A 20,098-nucleotide genomic window follows, 5' to 3' on the forward strand; every position below is an offset into this window, starting at 1 on the left:
AACCGCCTCATACGCGCCGTCGGGCTGGCTGGCGCCCAGGCCGGCGCCGGCCTGGATCACCACCTTGTGGCCCTGGGCGACGTATTTCTTGACGGTCTCCGGGGTGGCGGCGACGCGAGTCTCGCCGGCCCGCGTCTCCTGCGGGATGCCGATGTACATCGTCAATTTCTCCTTTAGCTGGCGTCTTGTCTGGTTGGACGGACCGACGTCTGGCCCGTGCGCGCCGCCGGATCGGGTTAAGCCGCAGCGCACAATTTTTCCGCAGCTTACAGGAATCTGACTTGCAATGGTGACCGGGCGGTCGGCTTTTGCCGGGCCTGGAACGGCGCGCGCCGGCGCCCGCCGCCGTGCTGCACGATGGGCCCGCAACCGGTAGAATGCGGGATTGCCTAAAAATTGAGCATCATGTCAAGTGACTGGAATGCCAGCGTGACCGTTGCCGCCGTGATCGAACGCGGCGGCCGGTTCCTGCTGGTGGAAGAGGAAACCGCCGACGGGCTGCGCCTGAACCAGCCCGCAGGGCACCTGGATCCGGGCGAAAGCCTGATCCGCGCCGTGATCCGCGAAACCCTGGAAGAAACCGCCCACACCTTCGAGCCGCGCGCGCTGCTGGGCTGCTACATGGGGCGTTCGCTGTCGTCGCGCACCGGTGGCGACGTGACCTACGTGCGCTTTGCCTTTACCGGCGACCTCGGCTCGCTCGACGCCGGCCGTCAACTGGACACCGGCATCGTGCGCACCATCTGGATGGGCGCCGAGGAGCTGCGCGCATGCCCGGAACGGCATCGTTCGCCGCTGGTGATGGCGTGCGTGGACGACTACCTGGCTGGCAAGCGCTTTGCGCTGGACGCGCTGTACACGCACCCGTCGGTGCTGCAAGCGGGGTCGCAGTCGTGAGCGGTGCCGCCAAGCGTGTCGTGGTGGGGATGTCGGGCGGTGTCGATTCGTCGGTCACCGCTTGGCTGCTCAAGCAGCAGGGCTACGAGGTCATTGGCCTGTTCATGAAGAACTGGGAAGACGATGACGATAGCGAATACTGCTCCACGCGCCAGGACTGGCTCGACGTGGTCTCGGTGGCCGATCTGATCGGCGTCGACGTGGAGGCGGTCAACTTCGCCGCCGAATACAAGGACCGCGTCTTCGCCGACTTCCTGCGCGAATACTCGGCCGGCCGCACGCCCAACCCGGATGTGCTGTGCAATGCCGAGATCAAGTTCAAGGCGTTCCTGGACCATGCCATGTCGCTGGGCGCGGAAACCATCGCCACCGGCCACTATGCGCGCGTGCGCCAGAACGTGGCCGGCCGCTTCGAGCTGCTCAAGGCGCTGGACCATACCAAGGACCAGAGCTACTTCCTGCACCGGCTGAACCAGGCGCAGCTGTCGCGCACGCTGTTCCCGCTGGGCGAGATCCCGAAGACGCGCGTGCGCGAGATCGCCGCCGAGATCGGCCTGCCGAACGCGAAGAAGAAGGACTCGACCGGCATCTGCTTTATCGGCGAGCGTCCGTTCCGCGATTTCCTCAACCGCTACCTGCCCACCAAACCGGGACCGATGAAGACGCCCGAGGGCAAGGTGGTCGGCGAGCATATCGGCCTGGCCTTCTACACGCTGGGGCAGCGCAAGGGCATCGGCCTGGGCGGCAGCCGCGACGGCAACGGCGACGCCTGGTATGTCGCGCGCAAGGACATGGCGAACAATACGCTTTACGTGGTGCAGGGCCACGAGCATCCGTGGCTGCTGACGCCGGTGCTGACCGCGTCGGACCTGTCCTGGGTAGCCGGCGAGCCGCCTGCCGCAGGCGCGGCGATGGCGGCCAAGACCCGCTATCGCCAGAGCGATGCCGCCTGCACGGTGCAGGCGGTCGACGCGCAGGCGCTGACGCTGTCGTTCGCCGAGCCGCAATGGGCGGTCACACCCGGGCAGTCGGCGGTGCTGTATGACGGCGATATCTGCCTGGGCGGCGGGATCATCCAGTAAGCACCCGGTAAGCCCACACCACAGCCGAAAAACACCCGCACCAGGCGGGTGTTTTTCATCCGGGGCCAGGCGTCAGCCGCGCGGGGGCTCGGTATCGATGAACGACTGCCGCTTCGACAGCTTTTCTTCCAGCGCGGCCAGGTTCGGATGGCGTTCGCGCCAGGCAATGTCCGGGAAGCGGAAGTCCAGGTAGGACAGCGCGCAGCCCACCGCCACGTCGGCCAGCGAGTAATGCGTGCCGGTACAGAAGGGGCGGTCGGCCAGGCCGTGGGCCATGGCCACCAGTGCCGCGTCGATTTTGCCGCGCTGGCGCTGCACCCAGCGCTCGCTGCGCTCGTGCGGCTCGCGCTGGGTGGCCTCCAGGCGCACCAGCAGGGCGGCGTCGAGCAGGCCGTCGGCCAGCGCTTCCCAGCAGCGCACTTCCAGGCGCTCGCGCCCGCCCTGCGGGATCAGCCGGCTGACCGGCGTCAGCGTGTCGACATACTCGACGATCACGCGCGAGTCGAAGATCGCGCCGCCGTCTTCCATCACCAGGCACGGCACCTTGCCCAGCGGGTTGTACTGGCCGATCCGGGTTTCAGGCGACCAGACGTCCTCTTCGATCAGCTGGCACTCGATCTTCTTCTCCGCCATCACCACGCGCACCTTGCGCGCGTACGGACTGGTCCGGGATGCATACAGCTTCATGTTCTCCCCTTGAGCTTGTTATGAAGTGCATCGTCGCTCGGTGGCAGCGGCGGCGGGGAGGCAGCGATGGCTTGCCCGATGCACTTCATAACAGGCTACTGGAACGGCGTGCGCGAGTATACCCGCGGCGCCTGGCGAATGCGGGTTCGCGCACCGATGCCCCGCAGCCGCGCTTTGCCGCCGCCCGGAGCAGGGGCAGGGGTGGTAAAATCGCGCGTTGCGCAGCGCCGGCCGCCGCCGATGCGGCGTGACGGGCGCATCGCCCCGTCCGTGCCGCCAGCCCCCGCGGCGCCACTTGTTCGCCGCCTTCTTCTTTATTTCCTCCCTTTCCCGGTTTCCAGCATGACCTCCTCCTCCCTTTCGCCGCTCACCGCCCTGTCCCCGATCGATGGCCGTTACGCCGCCAAGGCCGATGCGCTGCGCGAATGGCTGTCCGAGGCGGCCTTCATGCGCAACCGCGTCAAGGTCGAGGTGCACTGGCTGATCGCGCTGGCGCAGGCCGGCCTGCCCGACATGCCGAAGTTCTCGGCCGCGTCCGAGGCCGCGCTGCTGGCGCTGGTCGACAAGTTCAGCGAGGCCGACGCCGCCCGCATCAAGGAAATCGAGGCGGTCACCAACCATGACGTCAAGGCAGTCGAGTACTGGCTCAAGGAGCAGGTCAAGGGCAACACCGAACTGGAAGCCGCCAGCGAGTTCATCCATTTCGCCTGCACCTCGGAAGACATCAACAACACCTCGCACGGCATGATGCTCAAGGGCGCGCGCGAGGGCGTGGTGGTGCCGGCGCTGCAGCGCGTGCACGCGCGCCTGGTCGAGCTGGCCAGGCTCAATGCCGCCCAGCCGATGCTGTCGCGCACCCATGGCCAGCCGGCCAGCCCGACCACGCTCGGCAAGGAAATGGCCAACGTGGCCGCGCGCCTGGCGCGCGCGATCCAGCGCATCGAGCAGGTCGAGCTGCTGGGCAAGATGAACGGCGCCGTGGGCAACTACAACGCCCACCTGTCGGCCTACCCCGCGTTCGACTGGGAAGCGTTCTCGAAGCAGGTCATCGAAACCCGCCTGGGCCTGACCTTCAACCCGTACACCATCCAGATCGAGCCGCACGACTACATGGCCGAGCTGTTCGATGCGATCGCCCGCGCCAACACCATCCTGCTCGACCTGAACCGCGACGTCTGGGGCTATATCTCGCTGGGCTACTTCAAGCAGAGGACCAAGGCCGGCGAAATCGGCTCTTCGACCATGCCGCACAAGGTCAACCCGATCGATTTCGAGAACTCGGAAGGCAACCTCGGCCTGGCCAACGCGGTGCTGCGCCACCTGTCCGAGAAGCTGCCGGTGTCGCGCTGGCAGCGCGACCTGACTGACTCGACCGTGCTGCGCAATATCGGCGTGGCCTTCGGCTACAGCCTGCTGGCCTACGAGGCCTGCCTGCGCGGCCTGGGCAAGCTCGAGACCAACCCCGAGCGCCTGGACGAAGACCTCGACAACTGCTGGGAAGTGCTGGCCGAGCCGGTGCAGACCGTGATGCGCCGCTTTGGCGTGCCCAACCCGTACGAGCAGCTCAAGGAGCTGACCCGCGGCAAGGGCATCTCGCGCGAAGCGCTGCAGACCTTCATCAACGGCCTGGCGATTCCCGACGACGCCAAGAAGCTGCTGCTGGAGATGACGCCCGCCAGCTATATCGGCAAGGCCGTGGTGCTCGCCGAGCGCATCTGACGCCACTTTTTGCCGCTGCCAGGCTGGCGGCGGAAACGGAAAGCCATCCAGCAGGATGGCTTTTTGTTTTTTGGGCGTGCTCAACTGACGGCCGGTGCTTCGTTGTGACGCCTGCGGGAGAATCTCGCTTCAAAGCATTTGAATAACTTAATGAAGGACTGTCCTGCACCGGCGCACATCGGCCCGCAATAATGCGAGAATCGTCAGCGCACGGGCGGGTGGATCCGGCCGTTGCCTTCCCCAAAATTGCGAAACGCCCGTGCCGCGGGCGAGAGGAATCCGATGCGTTCTACCGCCACTGCCCCCGCTGGCTACGGTGCCACTGCGATCGCCCTGCACTGGCTGGTGGCGCTGGCCATATTCGCCGCGTTCGGGCTGGGCCTGTACATGACCGGCATTCCGGGGCTGACGCCGACCAAGCTCAGGCTGTACTCCTGGCACAAGTGGCTGGGCGTGACGATCTTCGCCATCGCCGTGCTGCGCGTGCTGTGGCGCGCCACCCACGCCGCGCCGCCGGTGGCGCCCGGCACCCCGGCCTGGCAGGCCAGGGCGGCGGCCGGCGCTCACCACCTGCTGTACCTGCTGATCGTGATCGTGCCGATCAGCGGCTACCTGTACAGCTCGGCCGCGGGCGTGCCGGTGGTCTACCTGGGCCTGTGGAAGATGCCGGCGCTGATCGAGAAAAGCGATGCGCTGAAGGAAGTGCTGAAGTTCACCCATATCTGGCTGAACTACCTGATGGCCGCGGTGGTCGTTGTCCATGCGGCGGCGGCGCTGAAACACCAGTTTGTCGACCGTGACGGCACGCTGGGCCGGATGCTGCCGTTCCTGCGCTGAGCCTGGCGCGCCAACCGTTTTTCGTACCGCGGCGCCGCTGCGCCGTCCCTGACAGGAGTTTTCCGAGATGAAACGCAATTCCAGCCGCGGCTCCGCCACGATCCGCGCCACCCTGGCCGCCGTGCTGGCCGCCACCGGCATCGCCGCCAACCTGGCCTGGGCCCAGGTCGACGCCGCCAAGAGCTCGGTGACCGCGGTGGCGCGCCAGATCGGCGTGCCGATGGAAGGCAAGTTCAAGAAGTTCGACGCCAACGTCAGCTTCGACCCGGCCAAGCTGGCGACCTCGACGGCCAAGATCGAGATCGACGTGGCCAGCTTCGAGATCGGCGATGCCGAGACCACCAAGGAAGTGAAGGGCAAGGACTGGTTCGACGCCGCCAAATACCCCAAGGCGGTATTCCAGTCGACCAGCATCAAGAACGGCACGCCGGGCAAGTACGACGTGGCCGGCAAGCTGACCATCAAGGGCAAGACCGTGGACGTGGTCGTGCCCGCCACCTATCGCCAGGAGGGCGGCGCGCAGGTGTTCGAGGGCGCGCTGCCGATCAAGCGCACCGCGTTCAATATCGGCGACGGCGAATGGAAGGACACCTCCGTGGTCGCCGACGATGTCCAGATCAAATTCCGTATCGTGCTGGCCAAAAAGTAAGGCCGGCACTCCGCTGACGTACCCCAGGACTTACCTGAACCGCTCCATCCCAACCCTGATTTGTCGGGAGACACCATGAAACTGCGTTCCCTCGTTGCCGCCGTCGCGGCCGTTTCCGCAACCGCCGCCTTCGGCGTGGCTTCGGCCAACACCGTGACGTACAACCTCGATCCGACCCATACCTATCCCAGCTTCGAGGCCGACCACCTGGGCGGCCTGTCGACCTGGCGCGGCAAGTTCGACAAGTCCAGCGGCGTGGTGACGCTGGACCGCGCCGCCAAGGCGGGCTCGGTCGAGGTCAACATCGACCCGGCTTCGATCGATTTCGGCAACGCCAAGCTGAACCAGCACGCCAAGGGCCCGGACATGTTCGACGTGCAAGCCTTCCCCGAGGCCACCTACAAGGGCAAGTTCTCCAAGTTCAAGGGCGACGTGCCGACCGAGGTCGACGGCGTGCTGACGCTGCGCGGCGTGTCCAAGCCGGTCAAGCTCGAAATCCGCGACTTCAAGTGCATCCAGCACCCGATGCTCAAGCGCGAAGCCTGCGGCGCCGACGCCGTCGGCCAGTTCAACCGGGCCGATTTCGGCCTGGACTATGGCGTCAAGATGGGCTTCAAGCCCGAAGTCAAGCTCGCCATCCAGGTGGAAGGCGTTCGCGCCGACTGAGCGCGCGGCCCGCTGCGGCGGGCTTTCGCCCTGCAAGGCCGGCCATTGCCGGCCTTTTTTGTTGTCCTGCCCCATCCGGGGGGGCTGCCAGGGCACTTTGTTGTGCGAGTTGCGACGGGCACAGTACAATGGCCCGCGGCAAACCACCATGATCCGGGGTATTGCGACTCCTGCCACGGCGGGGGGCAGCCATGCCCGCAACTGGCCCGAGCGCATCACTATGAGCATTCGCTGCATGTCCCGATACCGGTAGCCTTTCCCGCGACCCCCTCGCCCCTCATGCTGTACCCGGCCGTTCTGCCCTGGCTGTATGGCCCGCAGCGTTTCCCGGTTTTCCCTGGCGCTATACCGTGTACTCCAAAACGCAAATCGATCCGGTAGTTAGTTTCCGCAACTCGCAGGGCGAGCAGGTGCGGGGCACGATCATCAATCTCCAGAGAAAGTCTCTGGTGATGGAAATCTACAACCCGTATTCGATCGTGCAGGTCAGCGAGGTGCTGAGCGAGCTCAGCGTCCGCATGGGCGCCAAGAATGCCTATCTCGGCAAGGCCGTGGTGATGAGCCTGGTCAACACCGGCCTGACCGCGGTGGTGTCGCTGACGCTGATCGACGAGTGGCGCGAGCTGTCCGATCTCAACAACGAGCCCAAGTCGGTCGCGCGCGAAGCCGAGCTGTTCGTGCAGGATTGGGACACGCGTTTCAACATCCGGCGCGACTACCAGATCGTGGTCAACGAGATGCGCGCCTTCCTGTCCGAAGTGTCGCGCTGGGTCGAGCAGGTCGACCTGACCGAGTCGCTGCCCAAGACCGAAGGCAAGCTGCGCGAGGACGTCTTCTACGAGCTGGCCACGCCGATCATGGCCAAGACCAAGACCTACCTGGACTGGCTCGAGGGCGAGGCCCAGCGCGTGGACGCCGAAATCGCCCCGGTGCACCGCACCTACGCGCAGTCGGCGCTGCATCCCTTGCTGCTGCGCGCGCCGTTCGTCTACCGCACCTTCACCAAGCCGCTCGGCTATGCCGGCGACTACGAAATGGTGAACCAGATCCTGGGCGATCCGCAACAAGGCCCGACCACCTACTTCCAGATCGTCAATACCGCCTTCCTGAAGGCGGCGGTGGCAACCGCGCACCGCAATCGCATCGACCTGCTGATCGATTTCCTCACGCGCCAGGCCGAACGCGCGCGCGCCGCCGGGCGGCCGTTCCGCGTGCTCAATGTCGGTTGCGGCCCGGCCTTCGAAATCCAGCGCTTCGTGCGCGAATACCCGAACCCGGAGCTGCTGTCGTTCCAGCTGGTCGATTTCAGCGAAGAGACGCTGGAATACACCCACAAGTCGATCGAGCGCTCGGCCCAAAGCGCCGGCAACAAGTTTTCCGTCGAGATGGTGCACCAGTCGGTGCACGAGCTGCTCAAGCGGCGCATCTCCCCGGACGATGCCGCCGCACGCGAATTCGACGCGGTCTATTGCGCCGGCCTGTTCGACTACCTGTCGGACAAGGTCTGCGCCCGCCTGCTGTCGTACTTCGCCTCGCGCTCGCGCGCCGGCGGCCAGCTCCTGGTAACCAACGTCCATGCCGACAATCCGGAGAAATTCGGCATGGAGCACCTGCTCGAGTGGTACCTGATCTACCGTGACGATGCCGGCATGGCGCAACTGCTGCCCGAGCACTCGCATTCGCACCGCGTCTACGTCGACAGCACCGGGGTCAACGTCTTCGCGGAAGCCACCATTGACTGAGGCTGTCCTAGCGGGCCACGCCATGAGCACCAACCAACTCTACGCCGGCTACCAGTCCGAACTGGTCGACTTTCGCCTGGCCTTCAGCCGCGGCGGCGCCTATACCGCGATCGTGCTGGTCCTGCTGGGCGTGGGCCTCGACTACGGACAGTATCCGCAGCAGCAGTTTTCCTTTGCAGTGGCGCGCGTGGTGGTGTCGCTGCTGATCGCCGCGGTGGTGGTGGTCCTGTACAGCGCCGCCGGACGCCGCTTCGCGCCCTGGCTGACGCTGACCTGGCTGCTGCTGCCGCAGATCATGATTGCGTGGATGATCTCGCAGACCGAAGGCGTGCATTCGCCGTACTACGTCGGGCTGAACCTGGCCATCTTCGCGTCGGGCATCGCGCTGCCGTTCGGCCTGTGGCAGAACCTGGTGTTCGGCGTGCTTTCGTACCTGCTGTACGTGCTGGCCTGCCTGTTCCACCCCGGCGGCATCGATCCGCTCGGCACCTTTATCGTCAATTCGCTGTTCCTGTTGTTTGCCGCCGCGGCCAGCGCGGTCTACACCTATTTCAACGAGCGCGCGCGCTTCATGCTGTTCCGTCTCAAGGCGGAGGTGGCCGAGAAGAACGCCGAGCTCGAGGTCATCAACCGCAAGCTGGTCGACATCAAGGGGCAGATGCTGCAGCAGGAAAAGATGGCCGCGATCGGCACCCTGGCCGCGGGCCTGTTGCATGAGGTCAACAATCCGGTGAACTTCTGCCTGATGGCGATCGAGGTGGCGATGGAAGAGCCCCAGGCCAAGGAAAGCGAGTCGGTGACCGAATGCCTGGTGGATGCCAAGCAGGGGATGCAGCGCATCCAGCATATCGTCTCGGACCTGAAGACCTTCGCCTACCGCAAGCCGGGCGCGGAGGTGGAAGGCACGCCGTTCATGTTCGAAAAGGCGCTGGATTCGTCGATCCGCCTGACCGCGCATGAGCTGCGCGGGGTCAAGGTAACGCGCGAGTTGCCGGCCGACACGCTGGTGCTGGGCGACGAGGCCGCCATCATCGGCGTGCTGATCAACCTGTTTTCCAACGCGGCGCTGGCCATGCGCAAGGCCGGCACCACCGCCCCCGCGATCCATACCGCGGTGCGCTGGTCCGAAGGCCGATTGCACGTGACCGTGCGTGACAACGGCCCCGGCATCGCGCCGGAACACCTGGCGCGGGTGTTCGAGCCCTTCTTCACCACGCGCGAAGTGGGGCAGGGCCTGGGCCTGGGGCTGTCGATCAGCTATGCCGTGATCGAACGCCACGGCGGCCAGCTGTTTGCCGAAAGCGAACTGGGCCAGTGGGCCGCGTTCAGCTTTGACCTGCCACGCGCGGAGTAAGTCGCATGAGCGAACCCCAGCAAGCGCGGCCAAACGTCGTCCTCTATGTCGATGACGAGGACATGGCGCGCAAGTACTTTGCGCGCGCGGTCGGCAGCGAATATGAGGTGCTGCTTGCCGCCGGCGCCGACGAGGCGATGGCCACGCTGCGCGCCGAGGGCGGGCGCATCGCGATCCTGGTCACCGATTTCCGCATGCCCGGCCGCGATGGCGGCGACCTGCTGCGCGAGGTCGCGCAGGCCTATCCGCAGATCGTGCGCATCCTGGTGACGGCCTACGCCGACAAGGACATGCTATTGCGGACCGTCAACAGCGGCGAAGTCTTCCGCATCCTGGAAAAGCCGCTGAGTGTCAGCGACGTGCGCCAGGTGCTGCACCTGGCCGGCGAGCGCCACCTGGAGCGGGCGTTGCGCCAGCACCGCCTGATGGCGATCGACGAAACCCTGGCCTTCCTGGCGCATGAACTGAACACGCCGCTGGCCGCCATCGCCAACTTCGCGCGCGGCATCGAAAGCCGCGTCCAGGCCGACTACAGCGAGCAGCGGCAAGGCGAGATCGGGCAGGCCGCGGGCGCCATGTACGACAACGCGCAGTATTGCCTGGCGGTGCTGTCGTCGTTCCTGGAGTCGGTGCGCAACAGCGCGGGAGTCAGCAAGACGCCGGCGGCCGACGCCGGCACCGAGGTCAGCGCGGGCGCGCTGGTGGCGTCGCTGCTGGATACGTATCCGTTCACCGGCGGGCAGCGCCAGTGGGTCGACGTCGACATGCAGGGCGATTTCCCCGTGCAGACGCTGCCCAACTGCGTCGCGCTGGTACTGTCGTCGGTGATGAGCAACGCGCTGCGCGCGCTGGCGGGCGTGGACCAGCCCTCCCTGCGCTTCGTGGTGACGACCCAGCCCAACCAGGAAATCCGCATCTGCGACAACGGCCCCGGCATCCCGCCGGAGGTGATGGGACGCCTGCTGGTCGATCCGGTCACTACCCACGCCAGCGCTGGCGGCAGTGGCCTCGGCATGATTTTCTGCAACCGCGTCATGCAGTCCTTCGGCGGCGGCATCCGGATCGCCTCCGCTCCCGGTGCCGGGACCACAGTGACGCTGGACTTTCCAAATTTCAGGAATCGAATGATTAGGAGTGACCGATGAGCGAACCGATTGCCACCCAGGCACCACCCCCGGCGATTCTGTTCGTCGATGACGAGGCAACCGCCGTCAAATATTTCCAGCGGGCCATCGGCGCGCTGGCGCCGGTGGTGACTGGCGGTTCGGTGGAGGAGGGCAAGACGCTGCTGGACGCTCACGCCGACAGCCTCGCCGTGCTGGTCTCGGACCAGCGCATGCCGGGCGAGTACGGCAACGAACTGCTGCGCTACGCGCGCGAACGCTACCCGCACATCGTGCGCATCCTGACCACCGCGTACTCGGAACTCGACCAGACCGTCGAGGCGGTCAACCAGGGGCAGATCCACCGCTATATCAAGAAGCCGTGGGATATCACCGCGCTGCGCATGGAGCTCAAGCAGGCGCTGGAAATGTCCGGCCTGCGCAAGGAGCGCGACCAGCTGGTGCGCGAGAAGCTGGCGGTGCTGCAGACCCAGACCGTGGCGACCCGCATCGGCATGCTGCACGCGCTGTGCGCGAGCCTGATCGGTCCCGGCCATTTCCAGCCGGTGGATACTTACCTTGCCGCGGTCGACCTGGTGGGCGCCCGCAACGCCGATCCGGACTGGCAGCGCATGGACTATGCCGACCTGGTGCGCGCCGAAGCCGAGCGCAGCGGCAGCTTCGGCCATGCCGTCAGCACACGCCTGGCCGAGCTGCGTAGCGCCAATGCCGGCAAGGGCGCTGCCGATGCCGCCGCGGTGATTGCCGATGCGCTCGGCAGCGAGGTGGTGCGCCGCGACGGCGATACGGTGGTCTGGACCCAGCCGGCCGCGCTGGCCGAGTTCCTGGCGCAGCCCGTGGGCACCGCGGTGTCGGCGCAGCATGCCGCCTGGCTGGCCAGCCTGCTGTGGCTGGAGCAGGCCGGCGGCGCGCTGAAGTTCGTGCGCGACGGCGACACCATCGTCTGCCGCGCCGCCCCGCGCAGCGAAAGCTTCGCCGCCGACCGCCTCGCCGCATGGATCGAGCGCTTCTCGATGCCGGCCTGAATTTCGCCGGCCTCGCTTGCACCGGCACTTGCCATGAAAAACGGCGCCCCGCGGGGCGCCGTTCTGTTTTGCGGCAGGGCAGGGCTCAGGCCTGCGCGCCGTAGTTGGGGTCGTTGCGGTCGGTCGAGTCGGACTTCTTCTCGCCCTTGACCAGGTCCTCGCGCTTCACGCCCAGCCACATCGCCAGCGCCGCGGCGACGAACACCGACGAGTAGATGCCGAACAGGATGCCCACCGTCAGCGCCAGCGCGAAGTAGTGCAGGGTCGGGCCGCCGAAGAAGAACATCGACAGCACCATCATTTCGGTCGAGCCGTGAGTGATGATGGTGCGCGACATGGTGCTGGTGATGGCGTGGTCGATGACCTCGTGCGTGGTCATCTTGCGGTACTTGCGGAAGGCCTCGCGGATCCGGTCGAAGATCACCACCGATTCGTTCACCGAGTAGCCCAGCACCGCCAGGATCGCCGCCAGCACCGACAGCGAGAATTCCCACTGGAAGAAGGCGAAGAAGCCCAGGATGATGACGATGTCGTGCAGGTTGGCGATGATGCCCGCCACCGCGAACTTCCACTCGAAGCGGAACGACAGGTAGATCACGATGCCCGCCACCACGCACAGCAGCGCCAGCAAGCCATCGGTGGCCAGTTCCTTGCCCACCTGCGGGCCGACGAACTCGACGCGCTGCAGCTTGACGTCAGGCGCTGCCGCGCTCAGCGCGCCCATCACCTGCTCGCTCTGCTGCGCCGAGGTCGCGGGCTTGCCGTCCGGGCCCTTTTGCAGCGGCAGGCGGATCATCACGTCGCGCGAGGTGCCGAAGTTCTGGACCTGCACGTCGGTGTAGCCCAGCTTGCCCACCTGGCCGCGGATCTTTTCCAGGTCGGCCGCCTGCTGGTAGCTGACCTCCATCACCGTGCCGCCGGTGAATTCGATCGACAGGTGCAGGCCCTTTTGCCAGAGGAAGAACACGGCCGCGGCAAACGTCAGGAAGGAGATCACGTTGAAGATCAACGCGTGCTTCATGAACGGAATGTCGCGCCGGATGCGGAAGAATTCCATGTTGAATCCTGTTCTGTACTACGTGTTGTGCCGCGGGCCGCTTACTTGGCGACCGGCGTGTCGGTGGTATTGCCCGGCTTCCAGATCTGGCCGATGGCCAGGCTCTGCAGCTTCTTCTTGCGGCCGTACCAGAGGTTGACCAGGCCGCGGTTGAAGAACACCGCCGAGAACATCGAGGTCAGGATGCCCAGGCAGTGCACCACGGCAAAGCCGCGCACCGGGCCCGAGCCGAACGCCAGCAGCGCCAGGCCGGCGATCAGCGTGGTCACGTTGGAGTCCAGGATGGTGGCCCAGGCGCGGTCGAAACCGACCGCGATCGCCATCTGCGGCGATGCCCCGGCGCGCAGTTCCTCGCGGATGCGCTCGTTGATCAGCACGTTGGAGTCGATGGCCATGCCCAGCACCAGCGCGATGGCGGCGATGCCCGGCAGCGTCAGCGTGGCCTGCAGCATCGACAGCACCGCGATCAGCAGCAGCAGGTTCACGGCCAGCGCGACCACCGAGAACACGCCGAACAGCATGTAGTACAGGATCATGAACACGCCGATGGCGGCAAAGCCATAGGCGACCGAATCGAAGCCCTTCTCGATGTTGTCGGCACCCAGCGACGGGCCGATGGTGCGCTCTTCGATGATCTCCATCGGCGCGGCCAGCGAGCCGGCGCGCAGCAGCAGCGCCAGGTCATTGGCGGCTTCGGTGGAATAGGAGCCGGTGATCTGGAAGCTCGAGCCCAGTTCGGACTGGATCGTCGCCACCGTCAGCACCTCGCCCTTGCCCTTCTCGAACAGCACGATCGCCATTGGCTTCTTCAGGTTCTCGCGCGAGACATCGCGCAGCACGCGGCCGCCCTGGGCGTCCAGCTTGATGTTGACCGAAGGCTGCTGGTTCTGGTCGAAGCCGGCCGAGGCGCTTTCGATGCGGTCGCCGGTGAAGATCACCTGCTTCTTCAGCACCACCGGGGCGCCGTTGCCCTGCGTGAACAGTTCGCTGCCGAACGGGATCGGGTCGCCCTGGCGCGGGCTGCGCGGCGCGTCGTTGTCGACCAGGCGCGCTTCCAGCGTGGCGGTGCGGCCGATGATGTCCTTGGCCTTGGCGGTGTCCTGCACGCCGGGCAGCTGCACCACGATGCGGTCGGCGCCTTGCTGCTGGATCACCGGCTCGGCCACGCCGAGTTCGTTGACGCGGTTGTGCAGGGTAGTGATGTTCTGCTTGACCGCGGCGTCTTGCACGGCCCGGCGCGCGGCTTCGGTGAAGGTGCCGACGATGTTGTTGCCGTCCATGGCGAAGGCCACTTCGCGCACGTTGTCGGTCAGCAGCGCGCGCGCGCGGCTGGCGTCGTCGGCGTTGTTGAAGCGCACCGTCAGGCGCTCGCCGTCGCGATCGATGCCGCCGTGGCGGATGTTCTTGTCGCGCAGCAGCGTGCGTGCGTCGCCGGCCAGGCTGTCGAGCTTCTTGTCGACCGCGCCCTTCATGTCGACCTGCAGCAGGAAGTGCACGCCGCCGCGCAGGTCCAGGCCCAGGTACATCGGCAGCGCATGCAGCGAGGTCAGCCAGCGCGGCGAGCCCGACAGCAGGTTCAGCGCGACCACGTAGGCGGGGTCGGACGCGTCCGGGTTCAGCGCGCGCGACAGCACGTCCTTGGCCTTGAGCTGCTCGTCGGTGGTGCGGAAGCGCGCCTTGACCGAGCCCGACTGGCCGGAAATATCGAAGAAGACGCCGTCGGGCTGCAGCTGGTTCTGCGCCAGGATCTCTTCAACCTGCTTCTGCATCGACAGGTCGACCTTGACCGTGGCCTTGCCCGAGGACACCTGCACGGCAGGCGCCTCGCCGAAGAAGTTCGGCAAGGTGTAGAGGATACCGATGGCCAGCGCCACCAGGATCACGAGGTATTTCCAAAGCGGATAACGATTCATCTCGGGCCAGTCATTCAGCGGTTGGCGGGGCCGGCGCTGGCGTGGCGCGCCACGACGGCGGGGCCGAACCGGTTTGGCAAACAGCCGCCTGGCAGCCGCGGAGCGAAGCCGCCGGGGCTTCGTCGGGCTGGATCAGGCGGCTGCCGGGGCATGCGCGAACGGGCATGCCGGAAAAGACAAAGGCGGGATTCGCGAGCGATCCGGGGATCAGAGCGCCTTCAGCGAGCCCTTGGGCAGCACCGTGGTCACGGCATTCTTCTGCACCGTGATCTCGGTGCCTTCGGCGATTTCCAGGCTGACGTACTGGTCGGTGACCTTGGTCACGCGGCCCAGGATGCCGCCGGCGGTGACGACTTCGTCGTTCTTGGCCAGCGCTTCGAGCATTGCCTTGGCTTCCTTCTGGCGCTTCATCTGCGGGCGGATCATGATGAACCACAGCACACCAAACATCAGGATGATGGGCAGGAAGCTCATCAGGCCGCCAGCCGCGCCGCCGGCACCGGCGGTCTGGGCAAATGCGTTAGAAATCAGCACGTTGATTCTCCGTCACAAAGTCAGTCAATTAATCGAACATTCTACCATTCGCACTCAGCCCGCCCTTGGCATTCTAGGGCGGAATACGGGTTTGTTCGGGTGCGCTGGGGGCAACTTGGAAGGCAGGCCGCCGGCGTCGACCGGCTATTCGACCGCGGGCGGCGCGAAAGTTCGCGCCGGCTGCGGTTGTCACTGCGTGCCGCGCGCGCGGTCGGCGGCGAACTGGCGGCGGAAATCGGCAAAGCGGTGGTGCTCGATCGCCTCGCGCACCTCGCGCATCAGTTGCAGGTAGTAGTGCAGGTTGTGGATGGTGTTCAGGCGGGCGCCCAGGATCTCGCCCACCCGGTGCAGGTGGTGCAGGTAGGCGCGCGAGAAATTGCGGCAGGTGTAGCAGGCGCAGCTCTCGTCGAGCGGGCGCGGGTCGTTGCGGTGCGCGGCGTTCTTGATCTTGACGTCGCCGTAGCGGGTAAAGAGCCAGCCGTTGCGCGCGTTGCGGGTCGGCATCACGCAGTCGAACATGTCGACCCCGGCGGCGACGCCGGCGACCAGATCCTCGGGCGTGCCCACGCCCATCAGGTAGTGCGGCTTGTTGGCCGGCAGGCGCGGCGCCACGTGTTCCAGCACGCGCATCATGTCTTCCTTGGGCTCGCCCACCGATAGCCCGCCGATGGCAAAGCCGTGGAAATCCAGCTCGGACAGCCCCGCCAGCGACTCGTCGCGCAGGTCTTCGTACATGCCGCCCTGGACGATGCCGAACAGCGCGTTGGGGTTGGCCAGCCGCTCGAACTCGTCGCGCGAGCGCTTGGCCCAGCGCAGGCTCATGCGCATCGACTTGGCCGCTTCCTCGTGCGTGGCGGGGCGGCCGTCGATCTCGTACGGGGTGCATTCGTCGAACTGCATGACGATGTCGGAATTCAGCGTGCGCTGGATCTGCATCGAGATCTCGGGCGACAGGAAGAGCTTGTCGCCGTTGACCGGCGAGGCAAAGGTAACGCCATCTTCGGTGATCTTGCGCAGATCGCCGAGCGAAAACACCTGGAAGCCGCCGGAGTCGGTCAGGATCGGCTTGTCCCAGCCGATAAAGCGGTGCAGGCCGTCATGGGCATTGATCACCTCCAGCCCCGGGCGCAGCCACAGGTGGAAAGTGTTGCCCAGGATGATCTGCGCGCCGATCTCGTTCAGTTCCAGCGGTGACATCGCCTTGACCGAGCCATAGGTGCCCACCGGCATGAAGATCGGCGTTTCGACCACGCCGTGGTTCAGCGTGACGCGGCCGCGGCGGGCGTTGCCGTCGGTGGTGATGAGTTCGAAGTTGAGCATGTCGAATAGTCTGAGATCAGGCCGCGGCGGCGGCGTCCGGCTGCCGGGTCAGCAGCATGGCGTCTCCGTAGCTGAAGAAACGGTAGCGCTGCTCGACCGCATGGCGGTAGGTGGCGCGGATGGCTTGCACCCCGGCCAGCGCCGACACCAGCATCAGCAGCGTCGACTTGGGCAGGTGGAAGTTGGTGATGAGCGCGTCGACCAGGCGGAAGCGGTAACCGGGCGTGATGAAGATATCGGTGTCGCCGCTGCCGGCGGCGAGCGTGCCGTCGGCCTGCGCGGCCGATTCCAGCGCGCGCAGCGAGGTGGTGCCGACCGCGATCACGCGGCCGCCGCGCGCGCGCGTGTCGCGCACGGCCTGCGCCAGGGCTTCCGAAATCGCGTACCACTCCGAATGCATCTTGTGCTCGGCCAGGTTCTCGGTGCGCACCGGCTGGAAGGTGCCGGCACCCACGTGCAGCGTCAGGAAGGCGCGGCGCACGCCGGCGGCATCGAGCCGGGCGAACAGCGCGTCGTCGAAATGCAGGCCCGCGGTGGGCGCGGCGACCGCGCCGGGGCTGCGCGCGTAGACGGTCTGGTAGCGGGTCTCGTCGTAGGCGTCCGGATCGTGCGTGATATACGGCGGCAGCGGCAGGCGGCCGTAGCGCTCGATCAGGTCCAGCGCCGGCTCGGGGAAGCGCAGCGTGAAGAACTGGTCCACGCGCGGGCCCACGGTCACGGCAAAGGCATCGTCGGCCAGGTGCAGGGCGCTGCCTTCGGCCGGCGTCTTGGACGCGCGCACCTGGGCCAGCACGGTATGGGTATCGAGCACGCGCTCCACCAGCACCTCGACCTTGCCGCCGCTGGGCTTGTGGCCGAAGAAGCGGGCCTTGATCACGCGGGTGTCGTTGAACACCAGCAGGTCGTCCGGACGCAGGTAGTCGACGATGTCGCTGAAAGCACGGTCGACCATGCGCACCGCGTCGGTGGTGTCGCCGGGGGCGAGCCGCTCCACCACCAGCAGCCGGCTGGCGCTACGGTCGGGCAGCGCGCTCTGGGCGATCAGTTCGGGCGGCAGCGGAAAGTCGAAATCGGAAAGCGTCAACATCGTGGGAAGGGCGGGGCTGCGCGGTCTGCAGGCTATGGCGGAGGCGGGCGCCGGGCATGGCGCGTCACTCCGCTGCCCGGGTTGGCAGCCGGCATGGGTACAATCGGCGAATCCGATATTGTAAGGCCACGGGCGCGCTTGCCGCCGCGCCGGGCGTGATACCGGCCATTCGCCGGCGCCGCCTCCGCCAGTCCAGAAGCCCGCAGCGACCGCTGCCAACTTTTCCACAGATGCCCGGAACCGCCGCCGAACCGATCCAGGACCCTGCCGACGCCAATGAGGCGGCGGCGCCCGCGCGCGGCAAGGCTGCCGGCTCCGGCGCATCCACCGCGGCCGCGCGCCTGGCCAAGCTGGGCCTGCGCCGCCCGGTCGACCTGGTGCTGCACCTGCCGATGCGCTACGAGGACGAGACCACGGTGGTGCCGATCGCCGAGGCCATCCACCGTGCCGGGCTCGGTCTGCCGGCGCAGGTGGAAGGCGAAGTCATCTCCAGCGAAGTCACGTTCCGGCCGCGCCGCCAGCTGGTGGTGAAGCTTGCCGACGACAGCGGCGAGCTGACCCTGCGCTTCCTGAACTTCTACGGCAGCCAGACCAAGCAGATGGCCGAAGGCGTGCGCCTGCGCGTGCGCGGCGAGGTGCGCGGCGGCTTCTTCGGCGCCGAGATGGTCCACCCGACGGTGCGCCCGGTGCTGGCCGGCGAGGCACTGCCCGACCGCCTGACGCCGGTGTACCCGTCCACCGCCGGCATCCCGCAGGCCTACCTGCGCAAGGCCATCGGCGGCGCGCTAACGCGTACCCCCTTGCCCGAGACGCTGCCGCAGCCGGTGCTGCAGGGGCCGCTGGCGCGCCTGCAGCTGCGCCCGCTGGCAGACTGCCTGCGGCTGCTGCACGCGCCTCCGCCGCAGGAAAGCGAAGCCGCGCTGGCCGACCGCTCGCACCCGGCCTGGCAGCGCGTCAAGTTCGACGAGCTGCTGGCGCAGCAGATCTCGCTGCGGCGCGCGCACGCGGCGCGGCGCGACAAGACCGCGCCGACCATGCCGCGCCGCGAGGGCGGGCTGCTGACGCGTTTCCTGGCGGCCTTGCCGTTCCGGCTCACCGGCGCGCAGCAGCGCGTGGTCGGCGAAATCGCCGCCGACATGACCCTGCCGCACCCGATGCACCGGCTGCTGCAGGGCGACGTCGGCAGCGGCAAGACCATCGTCGCCGCGCTGGCGGCATGCCAGGCCGTCGATGCCGGTTTTCAGGCCGCGCTGATGGCGCCGACCGAGATCCTGGCCGAGCAGCATTTCCGCAAGCTGTCGGCGTGGCTGGAGCCGCTGGGCGTGCCGGTGGCGTGGCTGGCCGGCAGCCAGAAAGCGCGCGACAAGCGCGCGGCCGTGGCGCGCGTGGAATCGGGCGAGGCCCAGCTGGTGATTGGCACCCATGCGCTGATCCAGGACACCGTGCGTTTTGCCAGGCTGGGGCTGTCGGTGGTCGACGAGCAGCACCGCTTCGGCGTGGCGCAGCGCCTGGCGCTGCGCGGCAAGGCCGGCGCGGCTGAGGCGCCCGCTGCCATCAGCGCGGCCGAAACCGTGCCGCACCAGCTGATGATGTCGGCCACGCCGATCCCGCGCACGCTGGCCATGACCTACTACGCCGACCTCGACGTCTCGGTGATCGACGAGCTGCCGCCGGGGCGCACGCCCATCGTCACGCGCCTGGTCAACGACGAGCGCCGCGACGAGGTGATCGGGCGCATCCACCATGCCGCCGCCGAGGGCCGCCAGGTCTACTGGGTGTGCCCGCTGATCGAGGAAAGCGAGGCGCTGCAGCTGCAGACCGCGGTCGAGACCTACGAGACCCTGGTGGCCGCGCTCCCGGACCTGCGCGTGGGCCTGGTGCACGGGCGCCTGCCGCCGGCGGAGAAGGCCGCGGTAATGGATGACTTCAGCGCCAACCGGCTGCAGGTGCTGGTGGCCACCACCGTGATCGAGGTCGGCGTGGACGTGCCCAATGCCTCGCTGATGGTGATCGAGCATGCCGAGCGCTTCGGCCTGGCGCAGCTGCACCAGCTGCGCGGCCGGGTCGGGCGCGGCAGCGCCGAATCGGTCTGCCTGCTGATGTACCAGGCGCCGCTGTCGCCCACCGCGCGCGAGCGCCTGGCGACCATGCGCGAGACCACCGACGGCTTCGAGATCGCGCGGCGCGACCTGGAGATCCGCGGCCCGGGCGAATTCCTGGGCGCGCGCCAGTCCGGCGAGGCCATGTTGCGCTTTGCCGACCTGCAAACCGATGCCTGGCTGGTGGAGTACGCCCAGGCGGCGGCCGAGCTGATGCTGGCGCACTATCCGGAGGCGGTCGAAGCGCACCTGTCGCGCTGGCTGGGCGGGCGCGAGCACTACCTGAAGGCCTGAGTAGAAGTCTTG

General features: G+C 67.1%; 17 protein-coding genes and 1 pseudogene. 11 read left to right on the forward strand and 7 right to left on the reverse strand.

Going from position 1 to position 20,098, the window contains the following annotated elements; genetic code table 11:
* Positions 1-159: pseudogene (locus MKD38_RS06585) on the reverse strand (NAD(P)(+) transhydrogenase (Re/Si-specific) subunit alpha); the annotation flags it as partial.
* 246 nt (positions 160-405) lie between these two features.
* On the opposite strand from MKD38_RS06585, the gene MKD38_RS31125 reads away from it, so the two are divergent.
* Positions 406-897, forward strand: a complete 492-nt coding sequence (locus MKD38_RS31125) for an NUDIX hydrolase (protein WP_252675338.1) — start codon at positions 406-408, stop codon at positions 895-897.
* Complete coding sequence (mnmA, locus tag MKD38_RS06595) at positions 894-1,979, forward strand: tRNA 2-thiouridine(34) synthase MnmA (protein ID WP_252675339.1); 1,086 nt, start codon at positions 894-896, stop codon at positions 1,977-1,979. Before MKD38_RS31125 ends, mnmA begins: the two co-directional genes overlap by 4 nt.
* Before the next feature lie 72 nt (positions 1,980-2,051).
* Here mnmA and MKD38_RS06600 read toward each other — a convergent pair whose 3' ends face one another.
* Positions 2,052-2,666: a glutathione S-transferase C-terminal domain-containing protein gene (locus tag MKD38_RS06600; protein WP_115681100.1), complete on the reverse strand. Its 615-nt coding sequence runs from the start codon at positions 2,664-2,666 to the stop codon at positions 2,052-2,054.
* 342 nt (positions 2,667-3,008) lie between these two features.
* Here MKD38_RS06600 and purB point away from each other — a divergent pair, with 342 nt between their 5' ends.
* The 8 genes from purB to MKD38_RS06640 all read left to right on the forward strand — a co-directional run bounded on the left by purB (position 3,009) and on the right by MKD38_RS06640 (position 11,782).
* The gene (purB, locus tag MKD38_RS06605; protein ID WP_252675340.1) at positions 3,009-4,385 is read left to right on the forward strand and encodes an adenylosuccinate lyase; all 1,377 of its coding nucleotides are present in this window, start codon (positions 3,009-3,011) and stop codon (positions 4,383-4,385) included.
* A gap of 282 nt (positions 4,386-4,667) precedes the next feature.
* Positions 4,668-5,222, forward strand: a complete 555-nt coding sequence (locus MKD38_RS06610; protein WP_252675341.1) for a cytochrome b — start codon at positions 4,668-4,670, stop codon at positions 5,220-5,222.
* Between the two features lie 67 nt (positions 5,223-5,289).
* Positions 5,290-5,871 (forward strand): YceI family protein, encoded by a 582-nt coding sequence (locus tag MKD38_RS06615; protein ID WP_252675342.1) that lies wholly within the window; start codon positions 5,290-5,292, stop codon positions 5,869-5,871.
* Between the two features lie 75 nt (positions 5,872-5,946).
* The gene (locus tag MKD38_RS06620) at positions 5,947-6,537 is read left to right on the forward strand and encodes a YceI family protein (protein ID WP_115704673.1); all 591 of its coding nucleotides are present in this window, start codon (positions 5,947-5,949) and stop codon (positions 6,535-6,537) included.
* A 350-nt stretch (positions 6,538-6,887) separates the two neighbouring features.
* Entirely contained in the window at positions 6,888-8,279 is a 1,392-nt protein-coding gene (locus MKD38_RS06625; protein ID WP_252675343.1) for a class I SAM-dependent methyltransferase, read from the forward strand.
* 22 nt (positions 8,280-8,301) lie between these two features.
* Entirely contained in the window at positions 8,302-9,633 is a 1,332-nt protein-coding gene (locus tag MKD38_RS06630; protein WP_252675344.1) for a sensor histidine kinase, read from the forward strand.
* Between the two features lie 5 nt (positions 9,634-9,638).
* A complete protein-coding gene (locus MKD38_RS06635) occupies positions 9,639-10,778 on the forward strand; it encodes a hybrid sensor histidine kinase/response regulator (protein ID WP_252675345.1) in 1,140 nt (379 codons plus the stop codon).
* Positions 10,775-11,782 carry a response regulator gene (locus tag MKD38_RS06640; protein ID WP_252675346.1) on the forward strand — a complete coding sequence of 336 codons (1,008 nt, stop codon included), beginning with the start codon at positions 10,775-10,777 and terminating at the stop codon, positions 11,780-11,782. Before MKD38_RS06635 ends, MKD38_RS06640 begins: the two co-directional genes overlap by 4 nt.
* Before the next feature lie 85 nt (positions 11,783-11,867).
* Here MKD38_RS06640 and secF read toward each other — a convergent pair whose 3' ends face one another.
* The 5 genes from secF to queA all read right to left on the reverse strand — a co-directional run bounded on the left by secF (position 11,868) and on the right by queA (position 17,693).
* The gene (secF, locus tag MKD38_RS06645; RefSeq protein ID WP_252675347.1) at positions 11,868-12,839 is read right to left on the reverse strand and encodes a protein translocase subunit SecF; all 972 of its coding nucleotides are present in this window, start codon (positions 12,837-12,839) and stop codon (positions 11,868-11,870) included.
* Between the two features lie 41 nt (positions 12,840-12,880).
* Positions 12,881-14,752 (reverse strand): protein translocase subunit SecD, encoded by a 1,872-nt coding sequence (gene secD / locus MKD38_RS06650; protein WP_252675348.1) that lies wholly within the window; start codon positions 14,750-14,752, stop codon positions 12,881-12,883.
* Between the two features lie 207 nt (positions 14,753-14,959).
* A complete protein-coding gene (gene yajC / locus MKD38_RS06655; RefSeq protein ID WP_012353816.1) occupies positions 14,960-15,286 on the reverse strand; it encodes a preprotein translocase subunit YajC in 327 nt (108 codons plus the stop codon).
* A gap of 189 nt (positions 15,287-15,475) precedes the next feature.
* On the reverse strand, positions 15,476-16,606 hold the full coding sequence (gene tgt, locus MKD38_RS06660) for a tRNA guanosine(34) transglycosylase Tgt (protein ID WP_252675349.1): 1,131 nt from the start codon (positions 16,604-16,606) through the stop codon (positions 15,476-15,478).
* A 16-nt stretch (positions 16,607-16,622) separates the two neighbouring features.
* Complete coding sequence (gene queA, locus MKD38_RS06665) at positions 16,623-17,693, reverse strand: tRNA preQ1(34) S-adenosylmethionine ribosyltransferase-isomerase QueA (RefSeq protein WP_252675350.1); 1,071 nt, start codon at positions 17,691-17,693, stop codon at positions 16,623-16,625.
* A 230-nt stretch (positions 17,694-17,923) separates the two neighbouring features.
* On the opposite strand from queA, the gene recG reads away from it, so the two are divergent.
* Positions 17,924-20,086 (forward strand): ATP-dependent DNA helicase RecG, encoded by a 2,163-nt coding sequence (recG, locus tag MKD38_RS06670; RefSeq protein WP_252675351.1) that lies wholly within the window; start codon positions 17,924-17,926, stop codon positions 20,084-20,086.
* Positions 20,087-20,098: the final 12 nt, after the last annotated feature.

The sequence above is a fragment of the Cupriavidus sp. WGlv3 genome (genome assembly GCF_023952475.1).
GTDB lineage: Bacteria > Pseudomonadota > Gammaproteobacteria > Burkholderiales > Burkholderiaceae > Cupriavidus > Cupriavidus phytorum.

Excerpts from the sequence above, each read along its gene's own strand:
- MKD38_RS31125 (WP_252675338.1), top strand. The coding sequence starts at position 406 with ATGTCAAGTGACTGGAATGCCAGCGTGACCGTTGCCGCCGTGATCGAA.
- MKD38_RS06600 (WP_115681100.1), bottom strand. The coding sequence starts at position 2,666 with ATGAAGCTGTATGCATCCCGGACCAGTCCGTACGCGCGCAAGGTGCGC.
- purB (WP_252675340.1), top strand. The coding sequence starts at position 3,009 with ATGACCTCCTCCTCCCTTTCGCCGCTCACCGCCCTGTCCCCGATCGAT.
- MKD38_RS06610 (WP_252675341.1), top strand. The coding sequence starts at position 4,668 with ATGCGTTCTACCGCCACTGCCCCCGCTGGCTACGGTGCCACTGCGATC.
- MKD38_RS06615 (WP_252675342.1), top strand. The coding sequence starts at position 5,290 with ATGAAACGCAATTCCAGCCGCGGCTCCGCCACGATCCGCGCCACCCTG.
- MKD38_RS06620 (WP_115704673.1), top strand. The coding sequence starts at position 5,947 with ATGAAACTGCGTTCCCTCGTTGCCGCCGTCGCGGCCGTTTCCGCAACC.
- MKD38_RS06630 (WP_252675344.1), top strand. The coding sequence starts at position 8,302 with ATGAGCACCAACCAACTCTACGCCGGCTACCAGTCCGAACTGGTCGAC.
- MKD38_RS06635 (WP_252675345.1), top strand. The coding sequence starts at position 9,639 with ATGAGCGAACCCCAGCAAGCGCGGCCAAACGTCGTCCTCTATGTCGAT.
- MKD38_RS06640 (WP_252675346.1), top strand. The coding sequence starts at position 10,775 with ATGAGCGAACCGATTGCCACCCAGGCACCACCCCCGGCGATTCTGTTC.
- secF (WP_252675347.1), bottom strand. The coding sequence starts at position 12,839 with ATGGAATTCTTCCGCATCCGGCGCGACATTCCGTTCATGAAGCACGCG.
- secD (WP_252675348.1), bottom strand. The coding sequence starts at position 14,752 with ATGAATCGTTATCCGCTTTGGAAATACCTCGTGATCCTGGTGGCGCTG.
- tgt (WP_252675349.1), bottom strand. The coding sequence starts at position 16,606 with ATGCTCAACTTCGAACTCATCACCACCGACGGCAACGCCCGCCGCGGC.
- queA (WP_252675350.1), bottom strand. The coding sequence starts at position 17,693 with ATGTTGACGCTTTCCGATTTCGACTTTCCGCTGCCGCCCGAACTGATC.
- recG (WP_252675351.1), top strand. The coding sequence starts at position 17,924 with ATGCCCGGAACCGCCGCCGAACCGATCCAGGACCCTGCCGACGCCAAT.